12 protein-coding genes are annotated in these 7,523 nt (G+C 66.3%); 7 read left to right on the forward strand and 5 right to left on the reverse strand.

What is annotated here, in order from left to right; genetic code table 11:
- Positions 1–42 precede the first annotated feature (42 nt).
- From amrS to TNMX_RS01395, 3 genes are read left to right on the forward strand one after another with little or no spacing between them, the layout of a single operon-like run.
- Complete coding sequence (gene amrS, locus TNMX_RS01385; RefSeq protein WP_015718242.1) at positions 43–1,095, forward strand: AmmeMemoRadiSam system radical SAM enzyme; 1,053 nt, start codon at positions 43–45, stop codon at positions 1,093–1,095.
- Positions 1,083–1,895 carry an AmmeMemoRadiSam system protein B gene (amrB, locus tag TNMX_RS01390; protein WP_015718243.1) on the forward strand — a complete coding sequence of 271 codons (813 nt, stop codon included), beginning with the start codon at positions 1,083–1,085 and terminating at the stop codon, positions 1,893–1,895. Before amrS ends, amrB begins: the two co-directional genes overlap by 13 nt.
- 4 nt (positions 1,896–1,899) lie before the next feature.
- Entirely contained in the window at positions 1,900–2,457 is a 558-nt protein-coding gene (locus TNMX_RS01395; RefSeq protein ID WP_015718244.1) for a Uma2 family endonuclease, read from the forward strand.
- Here the strand turns inward: TNMX_RS01395 and TNMX_RS01400 are convergent.
- From TNMX_RS01400 to TNMX_RS01420, 5 genes are all read right to left on the reverse strand, one after another.
- Entirely contained in the window at positions 2,454–2,843 is a 390-nt protein-coding gene (locus TNMX_RS01400; protein ID WP_038028700.1) for a hypothetical protein, read from the reverse strand. The two genes, TNMX_RS01395 and TNMX_RS01400, sit on opposite strands and share 4 nt — an antisense overlap.
- A 75-nt stretch (positions 2,844–2,918) precedes the next feature.
- The gene (locus TNMX_RS01405; protein WP_038028702.1) at positions 2,919–3,668 is read right to left on the reverse strand and encodes an HAD family hydrolase; all 750 of its coding nucleotides are present in this window, start codon (positions 3,666–3,668) and stop codon (positions 2,919–2,921) included.
- Between the two features lie 13 nt (positions 3,669–3,681).
- Complete coding sequence (locus TNMX_RS01410) at positions 3,682–4,065, reverse strand: glyoxalase/bleomycin resistance/dioxygenase family protein (RefSeq protein ID WP_038028704.1); 384 nt, start codon at positions 4,063–4,065, stop codon at positions 3,682–3,684.
- Complete coding sequence (locus TNMX_RS01415) at positions 4,062–4,577, reverse strand: LOG family protein (protein ID WP_038028707.1); 516 nt, start codon at positions 4,575–4,577, stop codon at positions 4,062–4,064. Before TNMX_RS01415 ends, TNMX_RS01410 begins: the two co-directional genes overlap by 4 nt.
- 42 nt (positions 4,578–4,619) lie before the next feature.
- On the reverse strand, positions 4,620–5,054 hold the full coding sequence (locus tag TNMX_RS01420; protein WP_028493756.1) for a universal stress protein: 435 nt from the start codon (positions 5,052–5,054) through the stop codon (positions 4,620–4,622).
- Positions 5,055–5,100: 46 nt separating this feature from the next.
- Between TNMX_RS01420 and rlmB the strand changes: the two genes are divergently transcribed.
- From rlmB to TNMX_RS01440, 4 genes are all read left to right on the forward strand, one after another.
- Positions 5,101–5,817, forward strand: coding sequence for a 23S rRNA (guanosine(2251)-2'-O)-methyltransferase RlmB (rlmB, locus tag TNMX_RS01425; RefSeq protein ID WP_038028712.1), 717 nt, complete (start codon positions 5,101–5,103; stop codon positions 5,815–5,817).
- Positions 5,818–5,821: 4 nt separating this feature from the next.
- Complete coding sequence (locus TNMX_RS01430; RefSeq protein WP_038028715.1) at positions 5,822–6,892, forward strand: M20 family metallopeptidase; 1,071 nt, start codon at positions 5,822–5,824, stop codon at positions 6,890–6,892.
- Positions 6,877–7,113 carry a hypothetical protein gene (locus TNMX_RS01435; protein WP_038028718.1) on the forward strand — a complete coding sequence of 79 codons (237 nt, stop codon included), beginning with the start codon at positions 6,877–6,879 and terminating at the stop codon, positions 7,111–7,113. The genes TNMX_RS01430 and TNMX_RS01435 overlap by 16 nt, the downstream gene beginning before the upstream one ends.
- Positions 7,110–7,523: ROK family protein (locus TNMX_RS01440; protein WP_038028721.1), on the forward strand; the 414-nt coding region annotated here is incomplete at its 3' end. The genes TNMX_RS01435 and TNMX_RS01440, both read left to right, overlap by 4 nt.

The raw sequence follows: 7,523 nt of genomic DNA on the forward strand, positions 1-7,523 counted from the left end.
AAACCCCCTGGGCGTGGTATCATGAGATGAGAAGCATATGAAATGACCCTGACGGTTACCCTTAGGGAAGCGGATCTGAAGCGCCCCCTGCCCAAGGGCTACGTGCAGTGCCGGGCCTGCGCCCACTACTGCGCCATCGCGGAAGGAGAGGCCGGCAAATGCGGGGTCAGGCGCAACTTTGCAGGCAGGCTTTATTTGGTGACCTATGGAAAAGCCGCCGCGGTTCACCTGGATCCGGTGGAGAAAAAGCCCCTCTACCACTTCCACCCCGGGGAGGGAATCCTTTCCCTGGGAACCGTGGGGTGCAACCTCTTCTGCGCCTTCTGCCAGAACTGGGAGATCTCCCAGTTCCGGGAGTTCAAGGTCACGCCGGAAGGCCACCTGGACCGGCCCATCGGGGAGGACTGGCCCCCCGAGGCCATCGTGGAGAAGGCCGAGGCCCTGGGGGTGAGGCTTCTCGCCTACACCTACAACGAGCCCGCCGTCTGGATTGAATACGCCCACGACACGGCCAAGCTCGCCAAGGAACGGGGCATGAAAAACGTCTTCGTCACCAGCGGCTTTGAAACCAAGGAGGCCTGGGAGTATATCCGGCCCTTTCTGGATGCCGCCAACGTGGACCTGAAGGGCTTCACCGAGGAGTTCTACCGGAAGATCTGTGGGGCCCGGCTCAAGCCGGTTCTGGAAAGCCTCGAGCACCTTTTGGCCCAAGGGGTCTGGGTGGAGGTGACCACCCTCCTCCTGGAGGGCTACAACGACTCCCCGGAGGAAGTCCGGGCCATGGCCCGCTTCCTCAAAGGCCTTTCCCCCGAGGTTCCCTGGCACCTCACCGCCGCCCACCCCGACTACCGCATGCTGGACCTGAGGCCCACCCGGCACAGCACCCTGGTGCGGGCCTACGAGATCGCCAAGGAGGAAGGGCTTAAGTTCGTGTACGTGGGCAACGTCCTGGACGAGGAAAGAAGCTCCACCCACTGCCCGGATTGCGGAAGGCTCCTCATCCGGCGCCGGGGCTTCCGGGTGGAGCCCCTTTGGGAGGTCCCCGGGGTCTGCCCGGGGTGCGGGAGGAGGATTCCCGGGGTATGGACCTGGTGAGGCTCCCGGCGGTGGCCGGCTACTTCTATCCCCTCGAGGCAGAGCGCTTAAGGCAGGAGGTGGAAGGCCTTCTGCAAAAAGCCCAAGCCTCCCCTGACCCAAGGGTCAGGGGGCTTCTTTCCCCCCATGCCGGCTACTTTTACTCGGGGAAGGTGGCGGCGGAGGGCTTTAAGGTGCTTTCCGCCTGGCGGGGAAGGGCGAGGAGAATCCTCCTCCTGGGGCCCAGCCACTTCGTGCCCTTCTTGGGAGCGGCCTTTTACCCTTACCGGGCCTGGGCCACTCCCTTGGGGGAGGTGGCGGTGGACCTGGAAGGGGGAAGCCGGCTTGTGGCCAAGGGCTCTCCCTTTCTGACCTACGAGGAGCCCTTCCGGGAGGAACATAGCCTCGAGGTCCTCCTTCCCTTCCTCCAGGTAGCCTTGCCGGACACGCCCATCCTGCCCCTCCTCTTTGGGGAGGCGGACCCTAAAGAGGTGGCCGAGGCCCTGTTGTCGGAGCTTGGGGAAGGGGACCTGGTGGTGGCCTCCAGCGACCTCTCCCACTACCATCCCGACCCCGTGGCCAGAAACCGGGATCAAAAGACCCTGGAAAAGGCCCTGGCCCTGGATGTGGAGGGAGTGGCCCAAGGGGAAGCCTGCGGCCACCTTCCCTGGGCCACCCTCACCGCCTTGGCCGGAAGCCTGGGTTGGAAGCCCACGCTTCTGGCCTACGCCACCAGCGCCGAGGCCTCCGGGGACACAAGCCGCGTGGTGGGGTACGCCGCGGTGGCCTATTTAGGGCAAGATCCACCCGCCTTAAGATGAAACCATGACCCCGGTGCGCAAGCGGTTCACCGTGGAGGAGTTCCACAGGATGGCCCAGGCGGGCCTCCTGGGAGAGGACGACCGGGTGGAGCTTCTGGAAGGGGAGGTTTGGGAAATGAGCCCCATCGGTAGCCGCCATGCCGCCGCCGTGCGGCGCCTTCGCCGCCTGTTCACCCCCTTGGAGATGGAAGGGGTCTGCCTTATCGCCGTACAGGACCCCGTGCGCCTTAGCCCTTTCAGCGAGCCCCAGCCGGACCTGGCCCTTTTGCGGCCCCGGCCTGACCTTTACCAGGAGGGTCACCCCGGCCCCCAGGATGTCCTCCTCCTGGTGGAGGTGGCGGAAGCCTCCTTGGCCTACGACCTGGGGGTTAAGGCACCCCTATACGCACGCCACGGAGTCCTTGAGCTTTGGGTGCTGGACCTGGAGGGCAAGCGGCTTCACGTCTTTCGCTCCCCCTCCCCCGAGGGTTACCGGGAAGTCCAGACCCTGGCCCCAGGGGACCACCTGGCTCCCGTGGCCTTCCCCTCCTTTTCTCTCCCGGTGGCCGAGCTCCTAGGCTAAAGCCTGAGAAGGGGCCGGAACCAGGGAATGGAAAGGAGCACCAGCGCCAGGGCCAGGGCGAAGAGGAGCCGGGCCCGGGGCTTTCCCTTTCGGGCCTGGGAAAGCCCAGCGTGGGCCAGGCCCAAGGCCACAAGCCCCCCCACCCAGTGCTCGGCCACGAAGTAGCGGGCCTCGCCCGGGGTTTGCATCACCGCTTCCAGGTTGGCCAGGGCTCCCTGAAAGAGAGGGCTCACGAAGGCCAGCAGGATTCCCAACACCACCTGCAGGGTGAGGGCATGGGCGAAAAAGGCTCCTTCTTTAGCGCCAGGGCGCCAGAGGGCCAGGAAGCCAAAGGCCAAGACCACCCAGCGCACCAGGTTGTGTAGGAAAAGGACCGCCTCGTACATGGTCCAAGGCTATCCCAGGAAGCCCTTGGCCCACGGAAGGAAATCACAAAGGGTATTAAATGCGGCCAAGGAGGGTCAAGCCTCCAGGAGGGCCAAGGCCTCCCGGAGGTCCTGGACTTCCAGGTGGGCGGGATACCGGGGGTCCTTGGAGCGGTGGCCCCGGTCCACCCACACCGCCCTTATCCCCGCCGAAAGGGCTCCCTTGATGTCCCTCTCGGGGTTATCCCCCACCATCACCGCCTCCTCCGGGCCCACGCCAAAGGCGCAAAGGGCCATGCGGAAGAGCCTGGGGTCGGGTTTGCCAAGCCCCACTTCCCCGGAAACCAGGGTGAGGGAAAAGGCCTCCTCGAGGCCTGCCCCAACGAGCTTCTCCCGCTGCAGGTCGGGCACGCCGTTGGTGAGGAGGACCGGGATGGCCCCCCTGGCTCCAAGGGCCTCCAGAAACTCCGGCACCTCGGGGAAAAGGGGGTAGCGGCGCCTCTCCCGGAAAAAGGCTTCCGCCAGCTCCCGGGCCTGCTTCTCAGGACTGCCAAGCTCCCTAAGGGCCTCCTGGAAAACCCTTTCTCGAAAGGGCCAGGCCCACTCCGCCAGGGCTTCCAGCCCCGGGGTGGAGTAGCGGGCCCAAAGGGCCTCCAGGGCCGAGTGGCCGATGCGCTCGGCCCAGGGGTAGAAGGGAGCCTGCCGGAAGAACTCCTCTGCTTTTCTCCGCACCGCCTGGGGTAGCCCCTCCACCCCTGCTTCCTGCCCCAGGCGGCCCAAGACCTCCTCGCTCACCCGGTGGTCCACAAGAAGGGTATCGTCCAGGTCCAAAAGCCAGAGCTTCATGTATCTCCTCGGGTCAGGAATGTTTCTCTGGGGGAAGCTCCCGCACCAAGACCGGGTTCTCCCCCGGGTCAAAGAGGAGGAGGTGCTCCCCTGCCTCGCGGAAGGGAAGGCCGTACTTGGCAAGGCGAAGCTTTTCGTGCTCCAGGTTCTCCACGAAGAACACCAGACGGCCTTCCTCCACCCCCAGCCGGGCAAAACCATGCCCCTCGGGCCGGGGTCGGTTGGGCCCCTGCTCCACTCCCCCGCTTCCAGGGCGCAGGAGGAGGAGGGGCCCCTCGAGGGGAGCCAGAAGGGCCTCCCGTTCCGGGATCAGCTCCTCCAGGGCCAGCCCCAAAGCCTGATAGAAGCTCACGCCCTGGCCCAGATCCGGCACGTACACCACAAGGGTTTCGCTCATAGGCTCCGCAAAAACGCCCGCAAGTCTTCTTCGTCCGCCACCACCTGCAAAAGGGCCAGGTCCTCCGGGGCGATCTCCCCGTGGGCCTTGAGGAAGGAAAGCCAGTAAGGGTCCACCGCCAAGGGCCGCCCCAAGCCCCGCCGCAGGTAGAGGAGGTTCCAGGCCAGGGTGAGCTCGGCCAAGGTGCCCACCCCACCCGGCAGGGCCAGGTACCCCGCACCCAGGTCCAAAAGCCTCCCGATCCGCTCGGGCAAGGAGGAGGCGGGAAGCTCCAGGTCCACATAGGGGCTTGGGCCTTTGCGTTCGGGGAAAAGGGCCGGGGCGGTAACCCCCACCACCATTCCCCCCTTGGCCTTCACCCCCCGGGCCAAGGCCTCCATTCCTCCCTGGTAGCCCCCACAGGCCAGGCCAAAGCCTTCCTCGGCCATCACCTCCCCGTAGCGGACCAGGCGGGCGTATCGGGGGTCGCTGGGGGCCACCCTCGAGGAAACGAAGGTGCTAATAAGCCGCATCGCTACAGCCAGGGCTCCCCCAACCGGGCGGGAAGATGGAGTTTAACGGCACCGCACCACCAAAACGGGTATCCCCACCCGGTGCAAGACCCCCTCGGTCACCGAGCCCAAAAGGAGCTTGTCCAGCCCGGTGCGCCCGTGGGTGCCCATGACCAGGAGGTCGAATCCCTTGGCCGCCTCCACGATGGTGGGTATCGGTACCCCCTCCTTCACCTCCCCCGTGGCCTCCACCCCCTTTTCCTGGGCCAGGCTCAAGGCCTTGGCGATGGCCTCCTCCCCCGCCTTCTTCAGGTCCTCCAAAAGCTCAAGGCCATAAGGAACGCTTTCAGGAGCGATCCAGATGGCCTGGGCGGGATTCTCCAGCACGTAGAGGAAGTGAACCTTGGCCCCCAAGGCCTTGGCCAGGGAAAGGCCGTGCTCCAGGGCCTGGAAGCTACAGGAGCTTCCGTCCGTGGGCATCAGGATGGTCTTGTACATGGCTCGCCTCCTTCGCCTTCATGATACCCCGTCGTAAACTCAGGCCATGTGGATCTACGGAAGGAACCCGGTCCTCGAGGCCCTGAAGGAGGGCCGGGTGCGGCGGGTTTTGGTGGCCCGGGGGGTGGAGGCCTGGCTTTTAAGGGAGCTGGAGAAACTCGGGGCGGAGTACACCCTGGTGCCCCGGATCGAGCTGGATACCCTCCTGAGAACCACCCACCACCAGGGCCTGGCCGCGGAGGTGGAGGAACCCCGCTACGCTCCCTTGGAGGAAGCCTTCCTTCTGGCGGAAGCCCGCAAGGAGCTTCCCCTGCTGGTCTTCCTGGACGGCATCACCGACCCCAGGAACTACGGGGCCATGATCCGAAGCGCCCTGGCCCTGGGAGCCCACGGGGTGGTGTCCGAGGAGCGCCGAAGCGCCCCCCTTTCGCCCCTGGCCCTGAAGGCCAGCGCCGGGGCCGCCTTAAAGCTTCCCGTGGTGAAGGTGAAAAACCTTCCCCGGGCCCTCGAGGAGGTTAAGCAAAAGGGGCTTTGGGTATACGGCCTGGATGTTAGGGGGGGGAAAACCCCCAAGGAGCTGGACTTCCAAAGGCCCCTGGCCCTGGTGGTGGGCTCGGAAGGGGAGGGTATGCGCCGGTTGGTAAGGGAAAGCTGCGACGAGCTTTTCCGCATCCCCATCCGGGAGGAGGCCGAGTCCCTGAACGCCTCCGTGGCCTTGGGGATAGCCCTCTACATGGCAGCCCTGGGCCGGGGTGTAGGATAGGGTCGTGGACTGGATCCGGCTTCTTTCCCGCCTCCTCCAGGCGGAAAGCCTCCCCGGGCAGGAAGGGGAGGCGGCGGCCCTCCTCCTGGAGGCCCTTAAGGGCATGGGCCTGTCGGCCACCCTGGACGAGGCGGGAAACGTGGAGGCCCTTCTGGGGGAGAAGGAACCCGAGGTGGTGCTAACCGGGCACCTGGACGTGGTGCCCGTGGGGGATCCCCTGCACTGGCCCTACCCCCAGGGCACCGTGGCCCAGGAGGCCGTCTGGGGCCGGGGGGCGGTGGACATGAAAGGGCCTTTGGTGGCCATGCTCCTGGCCCTCGAGGCCCTTGCCCAAAGAGCCCTCAAGGGACGGGCGCGCTTCCTCGCCACGGTGCAGGAGGAAGTGGGGGGCCTGGGAAGCCGCCATGCCGCAAAAAGGCTTTCCCCTCTGGCCTTCATCCTGGGGGAGCCCTCAGGAAGAAGGCTCATGCGGGGCCACCGGGGCCGGGCGGAGGTCTGGGTTGACTTTGAAGGGGAGGAAGCCCACGCCGCCCTCTCGGGCCCGGAAAACCCCCTCTTCGGCCTCGGAGAGTACCTCCTGACCCTAAAGGAGCTTCCCCTTCCCCCCGGCCTCAAGCTCACCCCCACCCGGGTGGACACCTACCCCGGGGCCCGGAACCAGACCCCCGGAGTGGTGCGCCTGTACCTGGATGTGCGCTACGAGCCCGAGGCCAACCTGGAAGCTCTTTTGGAAAGGCTCAAGGCCCTGGGGGATGCCTCGGTCTACATTCCCGAGGAGGAGCGGGCCTCGGGGGAGGTGCGCCTCGTCATCCCCGCCCTCTGGCCTCCCTACCGCCTGCCGGAGGACCACCCCGTGCTCCTTGCGGCCCTTAAGGCCCTGGGCCAGGAAGGGGCGGGCCTTTGGCCCTTCACCACCGACGCCCCCTATCTGGGCACCAAGGCTCCCGTCTTGGGCTACGGCCCGGGGGATCCCTCCTTAGCCCACACCCCCAGGGAGCATATTCCCTTGGCCGAGGTGGAAAGGGCCGCCCAGGACTACGTGCGCCTGGTGGAGGCTTTATGGAACGCCGCTTGATCGCCGGCACCCCCTACCGGAAGCTCCTCACCGCCCCCCGGCCCGTGGCCGAGGGAGTGAAGGCGAGGCTCGAGGCCAGGGGCATCCCCGTAATCCTGGAAACCCCTTTTTCCGGTCTGCCCGAGGCGGCCCTGGGCACCTACATGGGAGACGTGAACCTCTTTGTGCCCGAGGCCCTTCTGGGGGAAGCGGAAGCAGCCCTGGAGGAGGAGATCCCATGACCGTGGTGGGCCTGGACCTAGGGGGCACCAAGATCGCCGCCGGGGTCTTTGACGGAACGAGGCTTCTTTCCAAGGTGGTCCTCCCCACCCCCGAGGAAGGTGGGATGGCGGTGGTGCAGGCCCTGGCCGAGGCCACCAGGAAAGCGGAGGCGGAGGCTGGGGTGGAGGGTGTGGCCATCGGCCTGGGCACCCCGGGGCCCCTGGACTTCAAGGAGGGGGTGATCCGCTTCACCCCCAACATCCGGGGCCTCGTGAACTTCCCCATCCGCCGCCTTCTGGAGGAGGCCACCAAAAGGCCCGTCCATCTGGAAAACGACGCCAACGCCGCCGCCTTGGCCGAGCACCACCTGGGGGCGGCAAGGGGAGAGGGTAGCTCCCTCTTCCTCACGGTATCCACGGGGATCGGGGGT

The organism is Thermus sp. NMX2.A1, assembly GCF_000511705.1.
Lineage (GTDB): Bacteria > Deinococcota > Deinococci > Deinococcales > Thermaceae > Thermus > Thermus scotoductus.